Raw genomic sequence first — 20,851 nt, 5'->3', positions numbered from 1 at the left:
CGGCCCTATTCCTTGACAAATCTCCCATGCAACTTCCCATTTGCGGTGGATACCACCACGAAGTAAGCACCTTTTGGTAGGTTTGCAATGTTCAAGGTCAATGTCCGGGAGCTGTTCGCTTTGCTCAAGGGGTGCGAATGCTGAACCGGCTGACCGAGCGTGTTCACTAAGGTTATCGATGCGCCGTTCAATGCCGCATCCGGAAGGTCGATGCTTACGAAGGTAGCGGCAGGATCGGGGTATAGAACCAACGCTTGCAGATCATATTCCATCAAGCCCAATCCAACAATTGCAATACACACTGACATTGCCTCGCAATAACCGTTGGAAAGAAGCACGGCATATTCACCATCGGTTTGTGGTGTGTAGGACTGCGCTGTTTCACCGATCAAGGTGTCCCCTGTTAAGCAGTTGAGCCATTGATACTGGACGGAGTCCTGCTGCGCATGAAGTGCTTGGTCCACTATTACGACCGTGGTATCGAATGTGGCGATCCCATCCGGGTTGACGAATGGATTCGAGTCATCGCAATCACCATTGCATGTGGTAAACCCGTCGTCATCCATGTCGAAACCTTCATCGATCTGCCCATTGCAGTTGTTGTCAATTCCGTCACATACTTCTTCAGGAACAGGACAGTCTCCCGTACATAGAGCAAGTATCGGCATGTTGATATTGGACCACGAACCAAGCCAAAGTTGGCCGTCGATGTTGTCGTGGTCCAGGAAGTCCGGATATGGATGTCCATCAGAGGAATAATGAACGAAGTAATGCCTATTGCCGGACCAATAGCCATTACCACCATTGGTGATCAGAAACATCTGATCTTCTTGGATATCCCAACAATCCAACCAACACTGGATGTCGGCGAGCGATTGTAGGTCCGTCCAATCGGCTACCACAAAATCAGGCCCGAACTCTGCTTGTACATCGGCAAGAAGGTCCGAAGTCTCTAAGTATGCATTCTGTGTGAGGACGAGGGAGTGGCATGTTATTGGAGGAGGATTTCCACAAAGGATATGGATCTCATCGTTACTGAGCACACGGTCATAGATCCTGAGATTATCGATGATGCCGTTGAAATGATGATTGTTAAAAGGCGGCTCGCCAAGTTCCGTTTCGTTACCAATGCGAACGGGTTCCGAAGTAAGTTGAAGGGGAGCAGGCATTTGTCCTGACCCCACCAATTCGCAATCTAAGAAAAGCGAAGCAAAATTGGTTGCAGATAATGTGAATGTGAAGTGATACCAACTCCCAGGTGTTATCGGATAACCCAAAGCCAACGATTCGGTTGAGAGCGGGCCATAGAAAAGGTCGGCTCTAATGCTGTCGCTGTTGCACTCGATCTTGATCGTCCTTTGGCCTTCGGCCAACTTGTATTTACTCACTATTATCCCACGGCTTTGAGTACTCGGAACTCCATCGTAGTAGATGGTGCCCGTGATCGAGAAGTCATTCTCAGCAATTATTCCGCTATCGGCAATGTCAATTTGTGTTGTCGATCCATTAAAAAGTCCGGCACTGTTCAAGTTTCCCGTTTCATCTTGTGTGAGCGTAACATCTGTAACGCTCAAAGGGTGAGCATAAGGGCTGTTGTCTGCGATCGCACCATTGAATGGTATGTGAAGTAACAATCCTTCACTTATTTGGGCATTTGTGCAGCAAGGGACCAAAGAAAATAACAGGGCGAACAAGGCACTCGTTTTCATATGCTTTTTATTGGTGAGTGTTCCATTTGTGTTTACCCAGTGTTGCTGAAAGCATATTCCCCTACACCGTTCTACCACACCCCCGGCAACAGCCGCTGGGTGTTCTGTTTCATCGTCAAATATGCCTCACCGAACCCGGCCTCCAGCGTCTTTTCCTCCACCGCGATCCGCCGCATATACACCAGCAGCATCCCCGGGCCCATCAGCACGAGGCCAAGATAACTGTGCATGAGCAATGCAGCACCGATCATCGCCAGCCAGGCACCGGTGTAGCTCGGGTGCCTCAGCCAGCGGTAAGGACCGGCCGTGATGAGCTGCTGCCCTTCCTTGATCTGCACCGTGGCGGAGAAGGCGCGGTCCAGCGTGCGGATGGCCCAGAGGCGGAAGGCCGTGCCGAAGGCCAGCAACGCGATGCCGCTGATGGCCCACGCATCAAGCATTTGGGGCGCTCCCCGGAAAAAGGCCCATTCCACCAAGCTCACGATCTGCCCGATCCCGCTCACGCTGAGGATCAACCAGATGGTCCATCCGTCAGTGCCTTTGTGAGCGCGGCTGTCCTTCACGCTCAGGGCAGGCTGGGTGGCGAAGAGCACCGTGCAGAAGAAGGCGAGGACGAGCACGGGCCAGGTGTAGCGGAGTTCCGGGGCTGTGACGAGCGGCACCCAATAGAAGACCAGCAGGAAGAGGGCGATGGAGGGGAGCTTTTTCATTTTGTTCTGTTTGGGCATGTATTCCGGAAATGCTGGCAGGGTTATCACTCTTCCTGGCAAAGGGCGGGATCCATGTCCGGCCGTGGGCGCACTTTCCCTGCGAATGTGACCCACAAGGATTCCACCCGGATCACCGAAAAGAGGGCCACGGCGGTGAGCACACTGATGGAGATGAGGAAGAAGGTGCTGAGGGCGGTAAATCCGGGCATGCGTTCCGGTTCGAGCGCGAAGCCATGAGCTTGGGTCAAGGTGTCGTTCCTCCAGATGCTGAAGTGCAAGGCAACAGGGAGCAGGTATAGCACGCGGGAAAGAACAAGGAAAACCCAGCGTTGGCCTCGCCTGAACTGGTCCAGCCCTTCATCGCGACATTGGTTGCAGCCCATCACCTCCGGCGGCACGGTCAACACGTTGAGGTTGGCGGTCGCCTGATAGATCCTGAGCTTCAGGCAGCGCTCTGCATTCGTTCGGCCCGGCATGCAGGCCACCCAGTCCAGCAAGGAGCGCAAGTTGTGGTGCTCGCGGTACACATTGAAGGAGATGGCGAGCAATAGCAGGGTGAAACCGAGGCCGGAGAGCAGCGCCAGGTCGTTCACGTCGAAAGCGAGGCCGAAGAAGGGAAGGTCAATGGAAAGGGTGCCGTTGATAAACGCACGCCGGGTCTGTTCAAAGCCGTCCTGGGCAAATGCCATCTGGTCCTTGGCATCGGGCAGGTCGGCCACGGATCGGCGCAACGCGTCCGCCTCCAGGGGTGTGATGACGTATTGCTCTCCCTCAAGGAAATCCACGAAATCCGCAGAGATCCAAGGAACCGCTGCACGCTCATACAGCGTATCAATGATGGCACCCGAACGCCGAAGGTGCCTCAGCCTTGAATACAGCGTATCAATGGGAGTATTGGCAGGCAGCCCTTCCAAACCTTGCACCGGCGGGCTTTGTTTGGATAGGAGGTATTTCCTGAATTCGGTGAGGGTGCTGTCTTTCACGAGTTCCCCTTGATAAAAGCTGTTCAATTGGACCAGAAGCAGGTACCGGTTCATGCGCGATTTACCCCAACTGTTCTCCTTGCTGTTCCAGTATCCGATGCTGCTCAACACGCAAGCAATGATGAGCAAGGTGGTGGCAAACCGGCTGCGCTCAATGGAGTGCTTCAACCCCTCGAATACCTTATTGAACAGTTCATCTTTCATGCTGCTTGGTGTTGGGCTTTGGTGGATATGATCATTCCGGCATCGGTGCTGTTATCGCCTCAAGCCGCCTTATTCATCCCCCGCCCTTGGGTAAAACCCATCCGTGCCAGCAATTCCTCGTTACGGGTGATCAACTCGGCGTAGTCGTAGGTCATCGTTGTTAGTGGAACAGCGAGGTAGGGTACTTCAAAACGCATGGCATTCGGGAGCACATCGAACCCGAGTATCCGGTAGAGCTTTTCGTGTGTGGGATTGCAGTCGAACAAGCCGTGCTCGAAACCCAAGGGCTGCATGGTCATCACCATGGCCAGCACGAGGTCGCGGGCGTTGCGCAAGCCCCGGTGCTCGGGGGCTAAGCAAAAGCGGCTGGCCTCGATGGTCCGCTGCCCCTTGGCCTTGCGCCCGGCGAGGTAGTCTTGCACCGCCTTGCGTGCAGCACCTTCCGGCAGGTAGGAGAACATGGGCAGGGGTGCTTTGCTTTCGTCCGCTTCGATGAAACGGATGCAGCCGGCCAGTTGGCCATCCACATACCAGCCGAAGTGCCAAGCCCGTTCGTCGTAGGCGTCCTTGTCCATGCCCTCGGTCTCCTCCACGAAGCCTTTCAGGCGGCTCTCGTTGTAGATCCGGTAGCGGAAGCGGTAGTATTCCTCCAGCTTCTCCGGGGTGGTTATGGGGGTGAGGGTGATCATGGGTGGGGATGTTTGATGGTGTATTCCGCTTTCCTCAAGTGGGTTATCGAAGTGGCGGTTCTTTGTGCAGCTATCCGTTGCAATTGCTTGTTCTTCCCGTCGTTTCAATGCTCCGGGAAGGGACGGAACTCCACCGGGGGACCAAGGGCCACGTCCGCACAGATCCCGCTTGCCGAGTCCACCGCCAGACCGGCCTTGCGGCATTGCTCGAACACGTCCGGCATACGGTCCGGCCCGTCGATCACCAGGATGTTCTTCACTGTGGTGCTGTCGCAATTGTGGAGGAGCAGTATGTAGCCTTCGCCCACTTCCAGCGATGCCAATGCGGCGTTCACCTTAAAGCTGACCGGCGTGTCTGTTGGTATCGGACCGTTGATCGTCGCGATAGGATCCTTCAGGTCTTTGGAGGCATACAGTGTAAGTGCCGCTTGGCCTTGAACTTCGGCACAGAGGGATCCGAGCAGCAGCAGGAGGGCGATCGGGAGGTTCATCCGGGTTTTCATGTTCGTGTGGTTTTGTGGCTTTTCCTTCTTGTGCCTCCTTGTCGGGTTCCGCACTTCGCTAAAAAGGGTGGTCACAATGCGGTTCTTCATTCAAGTGTAGGAGGAAGTCGATCGTTCTTTGGCAATCCAAAAGCGCATTCGGACGAACGTCCATTAGGCCGTCTGAACGGGCTATAAAGCGCGTGGGATCTGGCCCAACAGCTCGGCCATTTGCTGCCAAATGCGTTTGCCGATGGGCAGTGAAACACCTTCCCGGAAATTCACACCGCTCCTTCCGTGCAAGGCAACAGCATGGTGCAAGGCCGCAATGCACGAGCGGTGCGTGCGCAGGAAGAACAGGTCGCCAACACGCGAGCCGCATGCCAGCCGTACTTCCAGATCCTTAAGCGCGTGGAAGACCACGGTCTCAGTGCCGTCCGTGCAGGTGATCCGTGCGAATTTGTCCTCTGCTTGGATGAAGAGGATGGAACGGGCATCAAAAAGCTGGTGGCCGTTGCGATCGCGCAGGATCAAGGGGTAGCGCAAAGTGCTCATGGTTCCAGGAGTTATGCGGCGATCATGTAAGGAACCGCCAGCAAGAGGCCCAGCTCCATGATCTCCTTACGGTGTTTCTGCAATAGCTCCACGCTGGAACCGCGCAACAGCGCACCCTTGTGCGGGCTGCGCGCCCGCACGTAGGACTCGAAGCCGGGCACAACGGCGAAACCCATGCGCTGCCAGAATGCGGCGTGCGCATGATCGCAGGTGAAGTAGGAAATGTCGCGACCGTGTTGAACGGCGGCCTGTATGATGGCCAGCACGAAATGCCGTGCATGGGCCAAACTGCGGTAGGCCGGGTCGATGCACAGCCGACTGACCTCACAGAACGGTATGCCATTAGCTCGTTCCTGTTGTAAAAGTTCATCCGCCAATTGGCGTTGCCCAAGGTCCAGATCCTTCAGGAAGTGCAGGGGATCAGCCCCTTCAATGGGGTCCAACAGCCGGACACAGCCCACAAGTTCCTCCCTTTCATACCAACCCAAGTGGATGGCATGGGCATCGTAGGCGTCGATGTCAAAGCCCGGCTTCCCGCTCAGGTAGCCGCTTTGCTCACTGTTCGCATAGATCCGGTACCTGAATTGGTGATAGGCTTCCAGTTCGGCTTTGGTGGTGATAGGGCGCAGGGTGGGCATGGTGGTGGTGTTTGAGGGTTCATTCCGGAACCGATGGGGCGGTTATCGGCAGGGTGCAACAAAAGCCCGCACATCTTTCCGCCCCATCCCGCCCGCATGAAATATCTTCGCCGACTTGCTGTTCTTACAGCACGCTGAAATGCGCCGTTCCTCCCTCCGATATCTCCTGCCTGCGCTGGTCGTTCTGACCGTGGTGGCCTGTTCCACGGACAAGGACGCCTTCCTCAACCGCACTTTCCACAAACTGGTGACCCGCGATAACGGCTGGTTCAATGCCAACGAGAAGCTGAAGGAGACCGTGGCTGCCATGCAGAAGGGCCATGTGGACGACTACGACGAGGTGCTGCCCATCTTCGTCAACGGCACCAAGGAAGAGGCCGACGGCATGACGCCCGAGCTGGAGATCTGCATCGAGAAATGCGCCACCGTGATCGACCGCAATGCCATGGAGATCAAGGGCAAGGAGAAGAACAAATGGATCCCCGACGCCTGGCTCGTCATCGGCAAAAGCCACTTCTACAAGCAACGCTACTTGGACGCCCTTCGCACCTTCGATTACATCGGTAGGCGCTACAAGGGGGACGACAAGCAGATGGAGGCCAAGATCTGGCTGGCGCGCACCGCCATTGAGCTTGAGCAGTACGCCAAGGCTCAAAGCACGCTTGACGAGGTGAAGGGGCAGAAGGTGCTGCCCAAGAAGTTCCCCCACGACCAGCTCAGCGCCGTGCAGGCCGATGTGGACATTCACCGCGGCAAGGTGGACGACGCCATCATCAACCTGGAACATGCCGTGCAGATCGCGAAAAAGAAGAAAGACCGCATTCGCTGGTCCTTCATCCTCGCGCAACTCTATCAATTGAAAGGGCAGGAGGATAAGGCCATCGCCATGTACAACAAGGTGGCCCACATGGGCGCGCCCTACGAGATGGGCTTCCACGCCCAGATCTTCCAGGCGCTGGCCTTTGACCGCGGCGACAGCAAATCCCTGCGCCAGAAGCTGGCACGCATGCTCCGCGATGAGAAGAACGTGGACCACTTCGACATCATCCACTATGCATTGGCAGACCTGGACCTGAAGGAGAACAAGCGGGACAATGCCATTGCCCAATTGAAGATGAGCACACTCTCCAGCACCGTCGATACCCGCCAAAAAGCCAAGAGTTTCCTGAAGCTGGCCGACCTCTACTTCGACGACAAAAAATATCCTCCGGCACAGCAGTATTACGACAGCACCAGCACCTTGTTGGCCGAGGAACATCCCCGGTTCGACGAGGTGAAGACACGTGCTGAGGTCCTTGGCGACCTCGTGGTCCAGCTCAATGTGATCGCCCGCGAGGACAGCCTGCAGGCCTTCGCGAAACTGGACCCCGAGGAGCGCAAGAAGCGGATCCGGGACCTCATCAAGGACCGGGAGCGCAGGGAAGAGGTGGACAAGCAGGCCGCCGATGATGCCAGGGACCTTGTGGCGAGCACGCCCTTGACACCGAAAACTCCGGGGTCGCCCGGTTCCGGGGGTGCTTGGTACTTCTATAATCCCACCCAAGTGGCCCGCGGCATCGCCGACTTCAAGAAGAAATGGGGCAACCGGCCGAACGACGACGATTGGCGCCGATCAGACAAGAGCGGCACCGCCCTCGTGGACGTGGCCGAGGAGGAAGCACCCGACAGCGTGGCAACGACCGCCGAGCTCGCCCCAGGGGAACCGGCGTGGAAAAATCCAGACAACTACCTCAAGGACATCCCCACCGACGACGCGATGCTTGACTCCAGCAACTCCAGGATCTGCGAGGCGCTGTACCTCTCCGGCATGATCTATAAGGAGAAGCTGAAGGACGTGGACAACGCCATTGAGAGTTTCCAGGTGCTGAATGACCGCTTCGAGGATTGCCGGTTCACTCCGGAATCCTACTACCAGCTCTACAGGATCTACCTCGCCAAGGAGAAAGCCGGCAACTTCATGGACTTTGGCGGAGCCAGCTCGAAGCACTACGCGGACATCATTCTGGAGCGCTGGCCCGATTCCGAGTTTGCCCGCTTGGTGAGGAACCCGGACCAGCTACAAGCCGACGAGGCCGCCCGGATAGCCGAGGCCCAGGCCTACGAACAACTATACGGCCAATTCAAACAAGGTGCGTACAACGGCGTGATCGCCACCTGCGAGAGCGTGATCGCCAGTGAACCCCGCAACCAACTGCTGCCCAAATACGGACTGCTAAAGGCGATGGCCATTGGCGGGCTTCACCTGATGGGGCCGTTCCGTGACGCGCTGGGCCGCGTGCGGGACGACTATCCCAGCACCGATGAGGCCAAGGCCGCCATTGCCCTGCTCGCCAATCTGGACAAGATGGCCGGCACACAGGCACCGGACACCACCTCCAAGCCCGAGGGCCCTTCCTACGAAACCGACAAGGGGGACCACTACGTGGTGCTGATGGTGCCCGACAGCGCAGGGCTCATCACCAACGTGAAGAGCACCATCAGTGACTTCAACCAGCGCTACTTCCGGAACCAGCCCGTTGAGGTGAAGGCCAGCATCTGGGACAGCAAGACCCAGGTGATCCTCATCCGCCTGTTCCAGACCAAGGACCTGGCCATGGCCTACTACGACACGTTCAAGAACAACAAGGGCGACCTCAAAGGCCTGAACGACCAGGGCTTCCCGCTGTTCGCCATCAGCAGTGGCAACTACCAGCTCTTCTATGTGGCCAAGGACGCTGACGGATACGAGGATTTCTTCGACCGGACGTACCTCGACGGGAAGTAGGTGGATCCAACGCGGGTATTAACTTCGCGTCTTCGATCATCCCGCACGCACACCCCACTACCATGTTCCGGAACGATAAAGCCCACGATACCATGACCAAGCCAACCGAGCCCGTCAGCCCCGGCAAGATCAACAGCATCATGGAAGGCACCGTCATCGAGGGCGAAGTGCGTTCCGACAGCAATGTCCGCATCGACGGGATGGTGAAGGGAACCATCAACGTGCGGGGTCGGCTCATTGTGGGCGCCACTGGCATCGTGGAGGGCAATGTGACCTGCCAGAGCAGCGACATCGAAGGCACCGTGAAGGGCAAGATCAATTGCCAGGACCTGCTTTCCCTGAAGGCCACGGCCAAATTGGACGGCGACATCATTACAAAGAAGCTGGCCATCGAACCCGGTGCCGAGTTCACCGGGAATTGCAACATGGGCGGTGGCGGTGCCATCAAGGAGCCGGAGCCCGTGCGGCTCAGCACCTCTTCGGAGCGATCGGGCGGCAGCGGATCAAGCAGCGGGCCGAACGCCATCACCCGGCCGGAACCCGTGAAGGCCTCCCACTGACCGGTGGCCCCTTAGGTATGCCCGGCCCCGCCCCGATGCGCGCTGAAAGGCGTATTGCCTATCGGTCCTTGATCGCCATTCTGTTATTCACCGTCGCCGTGGGTGCGGCCACCTATGCGATCTGCCTGTTGGCCCATTGGCCATTCGGCTTGCCACAGTTGGCCATGTTGGCCTTCTTCGCCGTGTTGACCGGTGCATTGCATCTCTGGCAGGAAAGCGCGATGCTTACCGATCCGAAAGGCTTCATGTTCCGCTTCATGATCGGCCTGGTGCTGAAACTGCTGAGCGCCTTGGTGGCCGTTGTGGCCATCCTCATGCTTCTTCCCCGGGGTAAGGCGGTCCCGCTCTCGCTCACCTTCGCTGCTCTCTATCTGGCCTTTCTGGCGTTCTCCACGGTCCGCCTCAGTACACGCTCCCGCAACTTGCCGCGCCCATGAACGGCGAGGACCCCGCTCCCAAGCGCAAAAAAGCGGCGAACAGCTATATGCGCCTCAGCGGCATCGGCTTCCAGATGGCCGCCATCATCGGCATCGGCGCGTACGGAGGTTGGTGGGCCGACCAGCGCACCGGCTGGAAATTTCCCGTCCTCACGCTGGTTGGTTCGCTAGGCGGCGTGGCCATCGCCATGTACATCCTCTTCAAGGAAACCCGCGTCCGGTAAAGGCGGAACGTACGAGGCCCAGGAAGTGATGATCCTCATGTTCGCCATTGAAGGGCCTTGCCTACATTTGCGCCCGCTAAGAAGGGGGTAACTCACCCCGCGACACTCAAAAACTCCTTGATGCGCGCCGCATTCCTCGCCTTTTGCCTGTTGATCGCCGGATGGTCCGTCGCCCAGCATGATGGGCACGCGGACCAGCATGAGGCCACAGCCGAGGGACATGAAAGCTCTAAAGAGTCCGCCGAGTTCAATGCCGGTGAGCTCATCATGAGCCACATTGCCGATGAGCACGGTTGGCACATCGCCGGTGACCTCTCCCTCCCCCTGCCAGTGATCCTTTATGACACCCGCAGCGGCCTGCATGTTTTCAGTAGCGCTCGCTTCGAGCACGGACACGCCGCATACGATGGCTATAAACTCGATGATGGCAAGGTCATTGCCGTGGACACAGCTGGCCATATCGACGAGGCTGGTTCCAAGGCCATCTGGGACATTTCCATCACTAAGAACGTGGTCTCCATCTTTCTGGTGATGATCCTTCTGGTGCTGATGTTCTCCAGCATCGCACGTTCCTACGCCAAGCGCGTAGGCCAAGCGCCCAAGGGCCTCCAGTCCTTCATGGAGCCGATCATCCTCTTTGTGCGCGACGACGTGGCCAAGGGCGCCATCGGCCCGCACAAGTACCAGCGCTTCATGCCCTATCTGCTCACGATCTTCTTCGTGATCCTCTTCGCCAACCTCATCGGCTTGATCCCCTTCTTCCCCGGCGGGGCGACGCTCACCGGCAACATCGCCATCACCCTCACCCTCGCTCTCTTCACCTTCGTCATCGTCACGGTGAACGGCAACAAGAACTACTGGAAGCACATCTTCGCCATGCCCGGCGTACCCGTGGGGGTGCTGGTCATCCTTACGCCGGTGGAGATCCTCGGTATGTTCCTCAAGCCCTTCGTGCTGATGATCCGGTTGTTCGCCAACATGGTCGCCGGGCACATCATCGCCCTCAGCTTCTTCAGCCTTATCTTCGTTTTCGGCGCCACCAGCGCGGTGGCCGGTTACGGCGTCTCCGTCGTCAGCCTCGCCTTCACCATCTTCATGACCTTCCTGGAACTGCTCGTAGCGTTCATCCAGGCCTACGTCTTTACCTTCCTCTCGGCCCTCTACATCGGTGCCGCCATGGAAGACCACCACGAACACAAGGAATCAATCGTCTAAACAAACCCTCAGCATGTTTCTTTCAGCCCTCCTCGACATTGGCACAGGTTACGGTATCGCAGCCCTCGGCGCCGGTTTGGCAGCCCTTGGTGCCGGCGTAGGCATCGGACGTATCGGCGGTGACGCCGTGCAGGCCATGGCCCGCCAACCGGAAGCCATGAACGACCTCCGCGCCAACATGATCCTCACCGCGGCATTGGTGGAAGGCGCTGCCTTCTTCGCCATGGTGGTGGGCCTGCTGGTGGTGCTGAAGTAAGCCGCCGTCGGCATCCCCGACGCGTTCATCCCCTTCGTTCACCTCAACGCAACAGCCATGCTGCTCGCCAGTCTTGTAGAACCCGCATTCGGCCTGATCTTCTGGATGACGCTTTCCTTCGGGATCGTGTTCTTCCTGTTGGCCAAGTTCGCGTGGAAGCCCATCCTCAAAGCTCTGCACGAGCGGGAGCAGTCCATCGAGGACGCCATCGGCGAGGCCCGCAAGGCCCGTGAGGAAGTGGCTGCCATGAAGGCCGGCAACGAGGACCTGCTGAAGGAAGCACGCGCCGAGCGCGAGCTGATGCTGAAGGAGGCCCGCGACATCCGCGACAAAGAGATCGCCGACGCCAAGGGACGCGCCAAGGCCGAGGCCGACGCCATTCTCGCCCGTGCCCGTGAGGACATCCGCAACGAGAAGAACGCCGCCATCACCGAGATGAAGAACCAGGTGGGTGAGCTCAGCATCGTGGTGGCCGAACGCATCCTCCGCGACAAGCTCGGCGACAAGGCCGCCCAACAGACCCTGCTGGACAAGGTGATGAAGGAAAGCGACATCCACCTGTCATGATCGTATCCCCCGTCGCATACCGCTATGCCCGTTCCCTGATGCTGCTCGCACAGGAGAAGGGTGAGGTGGAGGCGGTGCGCGAGGACATGCTCCTGGTGGCTTCCACCTGCGCAGAGAACCGGGACCTGGTGATCATGCTGAACAGCCCTGTGATCAAGGCGGCCAGCAAGAACAAGGTACTGGGCCGCGTGTTCGGCGGACAGATCGGGCACATCACGGAGCGCTTCATCGCGATCCTGGTGCGCAAGGGCCGCGAAAGCCTGCTGGCCGAGATCGCCGAAGGGGTCCAGAACGTGTACCGTCAGGAGAACAGCATCCTGATGGCGGAGGTGCGCAGCGCGATCCCCCTCAGCGATGAGGCCCGCGCCCAGGTGCGGAAAATGGCCGAGGACCGCCACCCCGGTAAGACCATGCTGCTCAACGAAACAGTGGACCCCGGCCTCATCGGCGGCGTGGTCATCCGCATCGGTGACGAGCAGATCGACGCCAGCGTAAGCCGCCGCCTGAGCGACCTGCGCCGTAAATTTTCAGAGAATCCGTACATCCCCGAGATCTAAAGAGATCCATCATGGCACAGATCAAACCCGCCGAAGTATCGGCGATCCTCAAAGAAGAACTCGCCGGGCTCCGCACGGAAGCCCAGCTCGAGGAGGTCGGTACCGTGCTGCAGATCGGCGACGGCATCGCCCGCATCTACGGCCTCAACAGTGTGCAGAGCGGTGAGCTCGTGGAGTTCCCCAGCGGACTGCGCGGCATCGTGCTCAACCTCGAGGAGGACAACGTGGGCGTGGTGCTCCTCGGCCGCAGCGTCGGCATCAAGGAGGGCGACACCGTGAAGCGCACCAAGCAGATCGCCAGCGTGAAAGTGGGCGAAGGCATGGTGGGCCGTGTGGTGGACACCCTCGGTGAGCCCATCGACGGCAAAGGCCCCATCGAAGGCAAGACCTATGAAATGCCGATCGAGCGCAAGGCGCCGGGCGTCATCTACCGCCAGCCCGTGACGGAGCCGTTGCAGACCGGCATCAAGGCCATCGACGCCATGATCCCCATGGGCCGCGGCCAGCGCGAGCTCATTATCGGTGACCGCCAGACCGGCAAGAGCACGGTGGCCATCGACACCATCATCAACCAAAGGGAGTTCTACGAGGCCGGCAAGCCCGTGTACTGCATCTATGTGGCCATCGGCCAGAAGGGTTCCACCGTGGCCGGCACTGTGAAGGTGCTGGAGGAGAACGGCGCCATGGCCTACACCACCGTGGTGGCCGCCAACGCCAGCGACCCCGCCCCGATGCAGTTCTACGCACCCTTCACCGGTGCCGCGATCGGCGAATTCTTCCGCGATACCGGCCGTCCCGCACTGATCGTGTTCGACGACCTTTCCAAGCAGGCCGTGGCTTACCGCGAGGTGTCCCTCCTGCTGCGCCGCCCACCCGGACGTGAGGCTTACCCCGGTGACGTGTTCTACCTGCACAGCCGCCTGTTGGAACGTGCCGCGAAGATCATCAACGACGACACGATCGCTTCCCAAATGAACGACCAGCCCGACTCGTTGAAGGGCATGGTGAAAGGTGGCGGTTCATTGACCGCTCTGCCGATCATCGAAACGCAGGCCGGTGACGTTTCCGCGTACATCCCCACCAACGTGATCTCCATCACCGACGGGCAGATCTTCCTGGAAAGCAACCTCTTCCTCAGCGGTGTGCGCCCCGCCATCAACGTGGGCATCAGCGTGAGCCGTGTGGGCGGTAATGCGCAGATCAAGTCCATGAAGAAAGTGGCCGGCACCCTGAAGCTGGACCAAGCCCAGTACCGCGAACTGGAGGCCTTCTCCAAGTTCGGTTCCGACCTGGACGCCGCCACCAAATCCGTGCTGGACAAGGGTGCGCGCAACGTGGAGATCCTCAAGCAGGGCCAGAACAGCCCCATGCGCGTGGAAGAGCAGGTGGCCATCATCTACCTCGGCTCCAAGGGCCTGCTGGGTAAAGTCCCAGTAAGCAAGATCCGCCACTTCGAGCAGGAGTTCCTCACGATGATGCGTAACACCCAAGCCGATACCCTCGCATCCCTGAAGGCTGGCAAACTGGACGCTGAGATCACCGGCACACTGGAGAAAGTGGCCGCAGACCTCGTGAAAAGCTACGCCTAAGGCCAACTAAAGCACACCCATGGCCAGCCTGAAGGAAGTCCGCAACCGGATCGTCTCGGTGAACAGCACCAAGCAGATCACCGCCGCCATGAAGATGGTGAGCGCGGCCAAGCTGCGCCGTGCACAGGACGCCATCATCCGCATGCGGCCTTATGCCGAGAAGCTGGGCGTGCTGCTGAGCAACGTGAGCGCTTCCCTGGACGGCAATGAGAACAAGTTCGCGCAGCAGCGTGAAGTGAAGAACGTGCTCTTCGTGGCGATCGTGAGCAATCGCGGATTGGCCGGCGCTTTCAACACCCAGGTGTTCCGCCTGATCCGCAAAGCAGCCGCAGAAGCGGAGGCCCGCGGCGAGCGTGTCCATGTGCTCTCACTGGGCAAGAAGGCCGCTGACCTCTACCGCCGCACGCCGTGGCACGCTTCGGGCTTCCCGGAGAACTTGGCGGCGTTGTACGACGGACTGAGCTTCGACAAAGTGGCACCCGTGGCGGAAGCCATCATGGCCCAGTTCGCCGATGGCGAATACGACCGCGTGGAGCTCTTCTACAACAAGTTCAAGAACGCCGCCTCCCAGATCGTCACCGAGGAGCGCTACCTGCCCATCGAGCCGCCGCAAGCGGAAACTGAGAGCAAAGGCGCCATCGTGAAGACCGACCACATCATGGAGCCGGACCGGCAGACCATCGTGGAAGAGATCATCCCCAAGAGCCTGAAGATCCAGCTCTACAAGGCGATGCTCGACAGCTTCGCCTCCGAGCACGGCGCGCGCATGACCGCCATGCACAAGGCCACGGACAACGCGGACGACCTACTGAAGGAACTCCGCCTGTCCTACAACAAGGCGCGCCAAGCAGCCATCACCAACGAGATCCTCGAGATCGTGGGTGGGGCCGAGGCGTTGAAGGGGTAGGTTGTGGTCCCTCCAGTTTAATCCGTACGATTGGCTCGATTTTATATCGAGGAACTCAGCACGTTTTGAAGTTCCGCTGCGAATGCTTTGAAAGAAGGCATTGTTTCCAAAGGTGAATAGTCTGTGATATAATCCCGAACACGGAATTTACTTTGAGCCTGATTCCTTTGCCAATGAGCCAGCCTTCTTCCCGATAATTCCGTGGCCTTGACCAAAGTTTCTTGCAAAACCTTTTTTGCGTTCAATGATTCTGGTGTCTTCAATATATCAAGACCCAAGACCGTTTTCCCATTGGGATTACCTGAAGCGCGACGAATTGCATGTTCATCAAACAGGAACCAAGCTTCTGTCATTCTAACTGGCACAACGCAAACGCTGCGTGGGGGGGTCCTTATTGAGGCTAGGGCCTTCTTAATTTCCTTTTGGCGATCAATCAACGGGATTCTTTCCGCATCGCGGTGAATAAAAAGAATCTCGCACGGGAATTCACGAACTGCCGTCTCAATTCTGGCTGTCAGTCCTTCGGCGACAGCGGGTAGAGCATCCGGGTCTGCGAAGCGACCATTATAATCCATAATACCATTGCGCTTAAGCAACCACTCGATGGGTCCCATCAACATCATGTCCGACGTTCCATCCGCGAGTAGTGTATAATTCATCAAAAATCAATCCAATTTCAGTCGAGTTTGATATTGTTCTGTTGAGAGCAATGTCGGCTTGTCACGCTTTGGGGGGTCAATGAGCGGACGGCCGCTCAGGTACCTCTTCACAGTGGCCTTATTGATTGGCTCAAGTACCTGAGCACGCCAAGAACCCAAAGGTGCCGCCAAGCCTATTCCGCCCACCCGTCTGCCATCGACCCGTGCATATTTAGTCTCAATGAATGTCAGGTCGTCTAGGTCCACTCTTTCTACGACCAAAGGTGAGTGCGTCGTAATGATGACCTGACGTAATGGTGCATTGTCATCCACAGCAGTTTCTGCATCCGTAGCTATCTCATATAACAAATCAACCATAGCGTCAACCTTTTGGGGGTGAATCCCATTTTCTGGTTCTTCAAAGCATATCAACCCGTGCTCTGCAGAATCTTGCCATATCGTTGCCAATGCGACAAAACGCAACGTGCCATCTGATAGTGAACTGGCTGGCAATTCCAGACCTTCCAAATCCTCCATCATAAACCGGAACACCCGGCGGCTATCATCTCGTTCGACGTGAGTTGACTTCACACCTTCTACCAATTGGGCCAGTCGGTTAGCCAACTTCGTGTAAGTAGCTTCTCTATCCCCCTCGCTTGCTAATCGATATAGTGTGGCTGGTATATGCGCTCCTTTGCTATCCAAGCTGGTTGGCGCATCAAATTCGTCCTGACTGCCCAAAGCAGATGGCTCAAACTGCAACCTTTTCCAAGATCTTAGTTCTTTGCGCATTAACACAGCCGTCCGATTCTCATCCGCATTCTGGGCGGAACTAAGAACCGTGCGCGGAAGGATTCTGGCGTTCAACACGTTTGGTTTTCCCCCACCTCGCCATTTCTTATCCTCTACTTTCATCCTATCTGCTTGCAGAAGAATACGATCTCCCTCCGTTTTGATGAAGGTTCGGCGCCTGGTCATTGGCTTTACTACAGAATTGACCCATGCCTTGGAAGGGTTGAATTTCAACGCCGTTGTTGCATAGCTTCTTGGATATCCTGTCAGTTCTTCAGACGTTAATTCCATAACCGTGCTTTCATACCCCTCTCGTTTCACGGATCCTACATCAAAGGCCAACTTATAATTCAGGTAAGTCCCTCCGGCAACCGCTTCCTGATTGAACTCATCCGTTCCCTTCGGAGGTATGATAACATCGAGGTCAAATTCAATGGGGCCTGGTTCATTTCCGCTCCTAAGGCGAAGCATATCATCACCACCACGAACGCTACGAGCCGCTTCCACGAATGGCTTATCGGCAAGCGCGGAAAGGAACATGAGCGCATCGAAAAGATTCGATTTGCCCACTCCGTTTAATCCTGCCAGACAATTGAATGGGCCGAAATAGAACTCTGCGTCAATGATGTTCTTGAACCCTTTTATCCGAAGTCTTGTAATCACTGCTAGTTCAGTTTTTCAGACGAATGTAGTGCTCCCAAGCCTGAATCGAATAATACCCCATTTCCGCCGCCGGAAGTCTTCCCCTAGCTCCCGCCAGTCTCCCCATTCCCGCGCTCGGCTGGGTCAACAATAGCTTCCGGCGCTCGGCTCAACGATAACCTCACAGACCTGCCGAGTGCCTCAGGACCCAAACGCCGGTGCGGAGCTACGGTTCTTCTACTTGTAATGGAATCGGCATTGAACTATACATAGCCGCTGGGAATCGCCACTGCCTGTAATGGAATAGACCAACCTATGTTCTTGGTCTATGCCTCGCGACCAATACCTCCCCGCTCCCGCCAGTCTTCCCGGCCCAACAATAAAGTGAGTTCTTGACCCGGTCTGGCCGGGGCGACTGGTGGGTGCCATATCCAGCGGTCAGTAAAGACGCAAAAGTTTCAGAACGTCTTCAGACTGCTAGACTAACCCCAGTTCCTTCCTCTTGGATAGCTTCGCCTTTCGGAGCCGGTCACAAAACGTGACCACCTTATGAAACGCTGACCACCAGTATGGAAGGCCTCGTCACTTATCGCCGTAGTGTCCTTTGCAGCTCACCACCTCTACCGAACCCTCACTGGTCATTCGATAGACCAACCGGTGCTTTTCATCGATCCGCCGGGACCAATAACCTTTGAGCGTTCCCTTCAATGGCTCTGGCTTGCCCATTCCCTTGAAGGGTTCCCGAAGGATGGCCTTGATCAGGTCGTGGATCTTGATGTACCGTGCCTTGTCGTAGATGCCCCAGTCGCAGAAGTCGTCATAAGCTTTCTGCTCGAAGATGATGCGCTTCATGCCTTGAGGCGCTCGATCACCATAGCATCCAGATCGGCCTCTGAAAGTGTGACCACATTCCCCGCTCCCGCCAGTCTTCCCGGCCCAACAATAAAGTGAGTTCTTGACCCGGTCTGGCCGGGGCGACTGGTGGGTGCCATATCCAGCGGTCAGTAAAGACGCAAAAGTTTCAGAACGTCTTCAGACTGCTAGACTAACCCCCAGTTCCTTCCTCTTGGATAGCTTCGCCTTTCGGAGCCGGTCACAAAACGTGACCACCTTATGAAACGCTGACCACCAGTATGGAAGGCCTCGTCACTTATCGCCGTAGTGTCCTTTGCAGCTCACCACCTCTACCGAACCCTCACTGGTCATTCGATAGACCAACCGGTGCTTTTCATCGATCCGCCGGGACCAATAACCTTTGAGCGTTCCCTTCAATGGCTCTGGCTTGCCCATTCCCTTGAAGGGTTCCCGAAGGATGGCCTTGATCAGGTCGTGGATCTTGATGTACCGTGCCTTGTCGTAGATGCCCCAGTCGCAGAAGTCGTCATAAGCTTTCTGCTCGAAGATGATGCGCTTCATGCCTTGAGGCGCTCGATCACCATAGCATCCAGATCGGCCTCTGAAAGTGTGACCACATTCCCCTTTTCGAGGTTTTTGATCGCCTTGTCCAGACGCTGGAGGTAGACCTTCTTGCTTTCCGAGCGCGTCAGCTCAAAATCGGTGCTGGATCGGATGGTCAGCGTGAGTTCACGGTCCTTGTCGAACAAGCGTTTGATCTTGTTCAACAGGTCCATATCCAACTCAGATACCTTGATGCGCAGGCTTGTTTCCATTGGGTTTAGCTCTTGCGAAGATAAGGGTATCCCGCACTAACGCGCCGTTCCACCCGGCGTTCAGCCCAACGATAACGTGAGTTCTTGACCAATCCGGCCGGGGCGACTTGTGAGTTTGGATCTACCGGTCAGTCAAGGTGCAGAAGCTTTCGGCGGATTTCGGACCGCTGCCCGAAAACGCATCCACTTAACTTTACGTTCCCAATATCCATCAGACCAACCAACAAGCCATGACTACTTTGGAGCTGAGGGCCGAGATCAAGCAGTTGCTGAGCCGTGAGAAAAACACGTCCGTGCTCGAGGCGATCCGGATGCTCTTGCGCCGGGAAGATGCGGAGACCGATGACGACTTCACGGATGAGGAATTGGCCGAGCTTGAGCAAAGACGCGCCCGCTATGTGAGCGGAGAAAGCAAGCCGCACACTGTTGAGGAATCCATGCGCCTCGCACGTGAGGGGTTCAAACGATGAGCTTCACGGTCCAGATCCTACCTGAAGCTACTGAAGAGGTAGGGGTGATCTTCGGCTACTATGAAAAACAAGAAACCCGGTTTGGGGCACCGCTTTCTAAAAGCGTTGAACGCATGTTACGAGAACTTGGCGCTCAATCCGTCGACTCAGAAACGCAAGGGCGTTTTCCGACATGCAATGATCCACAAGTTCCCCTATCGCGTGGTGTATGAACTTCATGGCGAACTTGTGATCGTCTACCAAGTGCGCCACACCAGCCGTAAACCCAGCAAGAAGTTCGGCCCGTAAATAAAGGCTGACAAGGCTCTTTGGACCCTGAATGAGACTCCGAGGCTAAATGCCGGACAATGGACTTAACGCCCAATCCGCATCTGGCCAATATTGGCGCTGGCCTCAGCAGCCAGTGCATCGGCTTGGGCCTGAGTGGCCTTGCTGCCCGCCGTAAGCTCCAAATAGTGCAGGTAGTCCAACACGCGTTGCGCCTCAAGCGGATCTACCTTGCTGGAAAGCGTCACCACCACTTCGTTCTTCTTGTTGCGTCTAACGGTCATCGGTTATCAAAGATAGCCATCTGTTACTCAAGGCTCAGAAGCTTCCGGCGACACTTAGAACGCACTGCTGGTCATCCTTCTGGAGCGACCGGAGAGCGTTCCGTAGTAGACGATCGAGAATTCGAACGCCCCGTTGTTGTTCGTGTAGGTATGCAGTGGTGAGGTGTTGATGTCGTAGCTGAAGCGGTACATGTTGTTCCCGTGCTTGATGCCCACCTGGGCGATGATGGCATCCTCCAAGCGATAGGAGCAGCCTGCCACAACACCATACACGCCGCCCATCAGCGCCACTTGGCCCAGGAGGCCGGCCTGGATCGTTTGGTCCGGACCTTGGCGCATGTACAGCCCTTGCGGGATGATGTCCACACCTTCGGCCACCGTGATGTACGCACCTGCGTTCACCGAATACCGGATCGGCAGGTCGCTCTTCTCCTCGCGGAAAATGGATTCGTCCGGCGTAGTGACATGGAAGAGCGCGAAGTTCCCGAAGGGGTTGATCGTTTTGTTCCGGTTGGTGGAACGATAGGCGACTCCGGCACCGAGGTCCAGCATCATCCTTCCCTTCTTCTGGAACGCCTCCCCTGTCGGCAGGTCGCTGTCGAAATGGTCCCGGTCGTACTGGGCATCCCACACCAGCTTGCTGTCGTTCACCTTTTTGTAGATCAAGCCCAGGTTCACCCCTGCGGAAAGCGTGTAGTTCTTCGACGACGAGACGTTATACGCTCCGGCGACCCCCGCCTGAAAGTTGTTCATCACGTTGGCCATGTTGTAGTTGTTCAGGTACGCCCCGAAGCCGTACTGCCGGTCCATGGACACGTCCACCCCGAAGGCCGTAGTGAGGAAGTTGCTGGCCAGGCTGTTCCACTGGCTCCGCAGGTTGCTGCTCACCCGGAAATCACTGTTCTCGAACATGCCCGTGAGCGCGGGGTTCAGCAGGACCGATGCAGCGTCGTACTGGCTGAGTTGCGCGTCCTGGGCACGGGTGGCACCGGCTCCGAGGAGCGTGATCGCCAAGAGGAGGGTTGCTTTCGTTTTCATCGTT

General features: G+C 57.1%; 27 protein-coding genes. 12 read left to right on the top strand and 15 right to left on the bottom strand.

The features are described from left to right. Positions 1-5: 5 nt before the first annotated feature. The 7 genes from IPP95_10880 to IPP95_10850 form a co-directional block, all read right to left on the bottom strand. Positions 6-1,709, bottom strand: coding sequence for a T9SS type A sorting domain-containing protein (locus IPP95_10880; protein QQS71688.1), 1,704 nt, complete (start codon positions 1,707-1,709; stop codon positions 6-8). A 71-nt stretch (positions 1,710-1,780) separates the two neighbouring features. Then, entirely contained in the window at positions 1,781-2,419 is a 639-nt protein-coding gene (locus tag IPP95_10875) for an isoprenylcysteine carboxylmethyltransferase family protein (protein ID QQS71687.1), read from the bottom strand. Positions 2,420-2,463: 44 nt separating this feature from the next. Continuing rightward, positions 2,464-3,606, bottom strand: a complete 1,143-nt coding sequence (locus tag IPP95_10870; GenBank protein ID QQS71686.1) for a hypothetical protein — start codon at positions 3,604-3,606, stop codon at positions 2,464-2,466. Positions 3,607-3,665: 59 nt separating this feature from the next. Next, a complete protein-coding gene (locus IPP95_10865; GenBank protein QQS71685.1) occupies positions 3,666-4,295 on the bottom strand; it encodes a GNAT family N-acetyltransferase in 630 nt (209 codons plus the stop codon). A gap of 104 nt (positions 4,296-4,399) precedes the next feature. Next, the gene (locus IPP95_10860) at positions 4,400-4,888 is read right to left on the bottom strand and encodes a hypothetical protein (protein ID QQS71684.1); all 489 of its coding nucleotides are present in this window, start codon (positions 4,886-4,888) and stop codon (positions 4,400-4,402) included. 81 nt (positions 4,889-4,969) lie between these two features. Continuing rightward, complete coding sequence (locus IPP95_10855; GenBank protein ID QQS71683.1) at positions 4,970-5,332, bottom strand: LytTR family transcriptional regulator DNA-binding domain-containing protein; 363 nt, start codon at positions 5,330-5,332, stop codon at positions 4,970-4,972. Between the two features lie 11 nt (positions 5,333-5,343). Further along, positions 5,344-5,970, bottom strand: a complete 627-nt coding sequence (locus IPP95_10850) for a GNAT family N-acetyltransferase (GenBank protein ID QQS71682.1) — start codon at positions 5,968-5,970, stop codon at positions 5,344-5,346. A 139-nt stretch (positions 5,971-6,109) separates the two neighbouring features. On the opposite strand from IPP95_10850, the gene IPP95_10845 reads away from it, so the two are divergent. The 10 genes from IPP95_10845 to atpG all read left to right on the top strand — a co-directional run bounded on the left by IPP95_10845 (position 6,110) and on the right by atpG (position 15,046). Further along, on the top strand, positions 6,110-8,734 hold the full coding sequence (locus tag IPP95_10845; GenBank protein ID QQS71681.1) for a tetratricopeptide repeat protein: 2,625 nt from the start codon (positions 6,110-6,112) through the stop codon (positions 8,732-8,734). A gap of 92 nt (positions 8,735-8,826) precedes the next feature. After that, positions 8,827-9,294, top strand: a complete 468-nt coding sequence (locus IPP95_10840) for a polymer-forming cytoskeletal protein (protein QQS71680.1) — start codon at positions 8,827-8,829, stop codon at positions 9,292-9,294. A gap of 35 nt (positions 9,295-9,329) precedes the next feature. Next, positions 9,330-9,731, top strand: a complete 402-nt coding sequence (locus IPP95_10835; GenBank protein QQS71679.1) for a hypothetical protein — start codon at positions 9,330-9,332, stop codon at positions 9,729-9,731. Then, positions 9,728-9,955: an AtpZ/AtpI family protein gene (locus IPP95_10830; protein QQS71678.1), complete on the top strand. Its 228-nt coding sequence runs from the start codon at positions 9,728-9,730 to the stop codon at positions 9,953-9,955. Before IPP95_10835 ends, IPP95_10830 begins: the two co-directional genes overlap by 4 nt. Positions 9,956-10,075: 120 nt before the next feature. Beyond that, entirely contained in the window at positions 10,076-11,170 is a 1,095-nt protein-coding gene (gene atpB, locus IPP95_10825; GenBank protein ID QQS71677.1) for a F0F1 ATP synthase subunit A, read from the top strand. 13 nt (positions 11,171-11,183) lie between these two features. Beyond that, positions 11,184-11,426 carry an ATP synthase F0 subunit C gene (gene atpE / locus IPP95_10820; GenBank protein QQS71676.1) on the top strand — a complete coding sequence of 81 codons (243 nt, stop codon included), beginning with the start codon at positions 11,184-11,186 and terminating at the stop codon, positions 11,424-11,426. A gap of 57 nt (positions 11,427-11,483) precedes the next feature. Further along, entirely contained in the window at positions 11,484-11,993 is a 510-nt protein-coding gene (atpF, locus tag IPP95_10815) for a F0F1 ATP synthase subunit B (GenBank protein QQS71675.1), read from the top strand. Next, the gene (atpH, locus tag IPP95_10810; GenBank protein QQS71674.1) at positions 11,990-12,550 is read left to right on the top strand and encodes an ATP synthase F1 subunit delta; all 561 of its coding nucleotides are present in this window, start codon (positions 11,990-11,992) and stop codon (positions 12,548-12,550) included. Before atpF ends, atpH begins: the two co-directional genes overlap by 4 nt. Positions 12,551-12,561: 11 nt before the next feature. Further along, on the top strand, positions 12,562-14,139 hold the full coding sequence (locus IPP95_10805) for a F0F1 ATP synthase subunit alpha (GenBank protein QQS71673.1): 1,578 nt from the start codon (positions 12,562-12,564) through the stop codon (positions 14,137-14,139). Between the two features lie 19 nt (positions 14,140-14,158). Next, on the top strand, positions 14,159-15,046 hold the full coding sequence (gene atpG / locus IPP95_10800; GenBank protein ID QQS71672.1) for an ATP synthase F1 subunit gamma: 888 nt from the start codon (positions 14,159-14,161) through the stop codon (positions 15,044-15,046). 41 nt (positions 15,047-15,087) lie between these two features. On the opposite strand, the gene IPP95_10795 is transcribed toward atpG, so the two are convergent. From IPP95_10795 to IPP95_10770, 6 genes are all read right to left on the bottom strand, one after another. Continuing rightward, a complete protein-coding gene (locus tag IPP95_10795; protein QQS71671.1) occupies positions 15,088-15,660 on the bottom strand; it encodes a hypothetical protein in 573 nt (190 codons plus the stop codon). Between the two features lie 51 nt (positions 15,661-15,711). Next, positions 15,712-17,139, bottom strand: a complete 1,428-nt coding sequence (locus tag IPP95_10790; protein QQS71670.1) for an AAA family ATPase — start codon at positions 17,137-17,139, stop codon at positions 15,712-15,714. Positions 17,140-17,355: 216 nt separating this feature from the next. Then, a complete protein-coding gene (locus IPP95_10785) occupies positions 17,356-17,547 on the bottom strand; it encodes a type II toxin-antitoxin system YoeB family toxin (protein QQS71669.1) in 192 nt (63 codons plus the stop codon). 153 nt (positions 17,548-17,700) lie between these two features. Then, positions 17,701-17,970, bottom strand: coding sequence for a Txe/YoeB family addiction module toxin (locus tag IPP95_10780; GenBank protein QQS71668.1), 270 nt, complete (start codon positions 17,968-17,970; stop codon positions 17,701-17,703). A gap of 294 nt (positions 17,971-18,264) precedes the next feature. Further along, entirely contained in the window at positions 18,265-18,534 is a 270-nt protein-coding gene (locus IPP95_10775) for a Txe/YoeB family addiction module toxin (GenBank protein ID QQS71667.1), read from the bottom strand. Next, entirely contained in the window at positions 18,531-18,788 is a 258-nt protein-coding gene (locus tag IPP95_10770; GenBank protein QQS71666.1) for a hypothetical protein, read from the bottom strand. The genes IPP95_10775 and IPP95_10770 overlap by 4 nt, the downstream gene beginning before the upstream one ends. 230 nt (positions 18,789-19,018) lie before the next feature. Between IPP95_10770 and IPP95_10765 the strand changes: the two genes are divergently transcribed. After that, positions 19,019-19,258 carry a hypothetical protein gene (locus IPP95_10765; GenBank protein QQS71665.1) on the top strand — a complete coding sequence of 80 codons (240 nt, stop codon included), beginning with the start codon at positions 19,019-19,021 and terminating at the stop codon, positions 19,256-19,258. 60 nt (positions 19,259-19,318) lie between these two features. Beyond that, positions 19,319-19,546, top strand: coding sequence for a type II toxin-antitoxin system RelE/ParE family toxin (locus IPP95_10760; protein ID QQS71664.1), 228 nt, complete (start codon positions 19,319-19,321; stop codon positions 19,544-19,546). Positions 19,547-19,611: 65 nt separating this feature from the next. Here the strand turns inward: IPP95_10760 and IPP95_10755 are convergent, their stop codons facing one another. Then, positions 19,612-19,809, bottom strand: coding sequence for a hypothetical protein (locus IPP95_10755; protein QQS71663.1), 198 nt, complete (start codon positions 19,807-19,809; stop codon positions 19,612-19,614). Between the two features lie 54 nt (positions 19,810-19,863). Further along, positions 19,864-20,847 (bottom strand): PorP/SprF family type IX secretion system membrane protein, encoded by a 984-nt coding sequence (locus IPP95_10750; protein QQS71662.1) that lies wholly within the window; start codon positions 20,845-20,847, stop codon positions 19,864-19,866. Positions 20,848-20,851 lie beyond the last annotated feature (4 nt).

This window comes from Flavobacteriales bacterium (assembly GCA_016700415.1).
Taxonomy (GTDB): Bacteria; Bacteroidota; Bacteroidia; order Flavobacteriales_F; family PHOS-HE28; genus PHOS-HE28.
Note: the sequence above shows the minus strand (reverse complement) of the source record. Positions and strands in the feature narration are given on the sequence as shown.

Excerpts from the sequence above, each read along its gene's own strand:
- IPP95_10880 (QQS71688.1), bottom strand. The coding sequence starts at position 1,709 with ATGAAAACGAGTGCCTTGTTCGCCCTGTTATTTTCTTTGGTCCCTTGC.
- IPP95_10875 (QQS71687.1), bottom strand. The coding sequence starts at position 2,419 with ATGAAAAAGCTCCCCTCCATCGCCCTCTTCCTGCTGGTCTTCTATTGG.
- IPP95_10870 (QQS71686.1), bottom strand. The coding sequence starts at position 3,606 with ATGAAAGATGAACTGTTCAATAAGGTATTCGAGGGGTTGAAGCACTCC.
- IPP95_10865 (QQS71685.1), bottom strand. The coding sequence starts at position 4,295 with ATGATCACCCTCACCCCCATAACCACCCCGGAGAAGCTGGAGGAATAC.
- IPP95_10860 (QQS71684.1), bottom strand. The coding sequence starts at position 4,888 with ATGAAGAACCGCATTGTGACCACCCTTTTTAGCGAAGTGCGGAACCCG.
- IPP95_10855 (QQS71683.1), bottom strand. The coding sequence starts at position 5,332 with ATGAGCACTTTGCGCTACCCCTTGATCCTGCGCGATCGCAACGGCCAC.
- IPP95_10850 (QQS71682.1), bottom strand. The coding sequence starts at position 5,970 with ATGCCCACCCTGCGCCCTATCACCACCAAAGCCGAACTGGAAGCCTAT.
- IPP95_10845 (QQS71681.1), top strand. The coding sequence starts at position 6,110 with ATGCGCCGTTCCTCCCTCCGATATCTCCTGCCTGCGCTGGTCGTTCTG.
- IPP95_10840 (QQS71680.1), top strand. The coding sequence starts at position 8,827 with ATGACCAAGCCAACCGAGCCCGTCAGCCCCGGCAAGATCAACAGCATC.
- IPP95_10835 (QQS71679.1), top strand. The coding sequence starts at position 9,330 with ATGCGCGCTGAAAGGCGTATTGCCTATCGGTCCTTGATCGCCATTCTG.
- IPP95_10830 (QQS71678.1), top strand. The coding sequence starts at position 9,728 with ATGAACGGCGAGGACCCCGCTCCCAAGCGCAAAAAAGCGGCGAACAGC.
- atpB (QQS71677.1), top strand. The coding sequence starts at position 10,076 with ATGCGCGCCGCATTCCTCGCCTTTTGCCTGTTGATCGCCGGATGGTCC.
- atpE (QQS71676.1), top strand. The coding sequence starts at position 11,184 with ATGTTTCTTTCAGCCCTCCTCGACATTGGCACAGGTTACGGTATCGCA.
- atpF (QQS71675.1), top strand. The coding sequence starts at position 11,484 with ATGCTGCTCGCCAGTCTTGTAGAACCCGCATTCGGCCTGATCTTCTGG.
- atpH (QQS71674.1), top strand. The coding sequence starts at position 11,990 with ATGATCGTATCCCCCGTCGCATACCGCTATGCCCGTTCCCTGATGCTG.
- IPP95_10805 (QQS71673.1), top strand. The coding sequence starts at position 12,562 with ATGGCACAGATCAAACCCGCCGAAGTATCGGCGATCCTCAAAGAAGAA.
- atpG (QQS71672.1), top strand. The coding sequence starts at position 14,159 with ATGGCCAGCCTGAAGGAAGTCCGCAACCGGATCGTCTCGGTGAACAGC.
- IPP95_10795 (QQS71671.1), bottom strand. The coding sequence starts at position 15,660 with ATGGGACCCATCGAGTGGTTGCTTAAGCGCAATGGTATTATGGATTAT.
- IPP95_10785 (QQS71669.1), bottom strand. The coding sequence starts at position 17,547 with ATGGCACCCACCAGTCGCCCCGGCCAGACCGGGTCAAGAACTCACTTT.
- IPP95_10780 (QQS71668.1), bottom strand. The coding sequence starts at position 17,970 with ATGAAGCGCATCATCTTCGAGCAGAAAGCTTATGACGACTTCTGCGAC.
- IPP95_10775 (QQS71667.1), bottom strand. The coding sequence starts at position 18,534 with ATGAAGCGCATCATCTTCGAGCAGAAAGCTTATGACGACTTCTGCGAC.
- IPP95_10770 (QQS71666.1), bottom strand. The coding sequence starts at position 18,788 with ATGGAAACAAGCCTGCGCATCAAGGTATCTGAGTTGGATATGGACCTG.
- IPP95_10765 (QQS71665.1), top strand. The coding sequence starts at position 19,019 with ATGACTACTTTGGAGCTGAGGGCCGAGATCAAGCAGTTGCTGAGCCGT.
- IPP95_10760 (QQS71664.1), top strand. The coding sequence starts at position 19,319 with ATGAAAAACAAGAAACCCGGTTTGGGGCACCGCTTTCTAAAAGCGTTG.
- IPP95_10755 (QQS71663.1), bottom strand. The coding sequence starts at position 19,809 with ATGACCGTTAGACGCAACAAGAAGAACGAAGTGGTGGTGACGCTTTCC.
- IPP95_10750 (QQS71662.1), bottom strand. The coding sequence starts at position 20,847 with ATGAAAACGAAAGCAACCCTCCTCTTGGCGATCACGCTCCTCGGAGCC.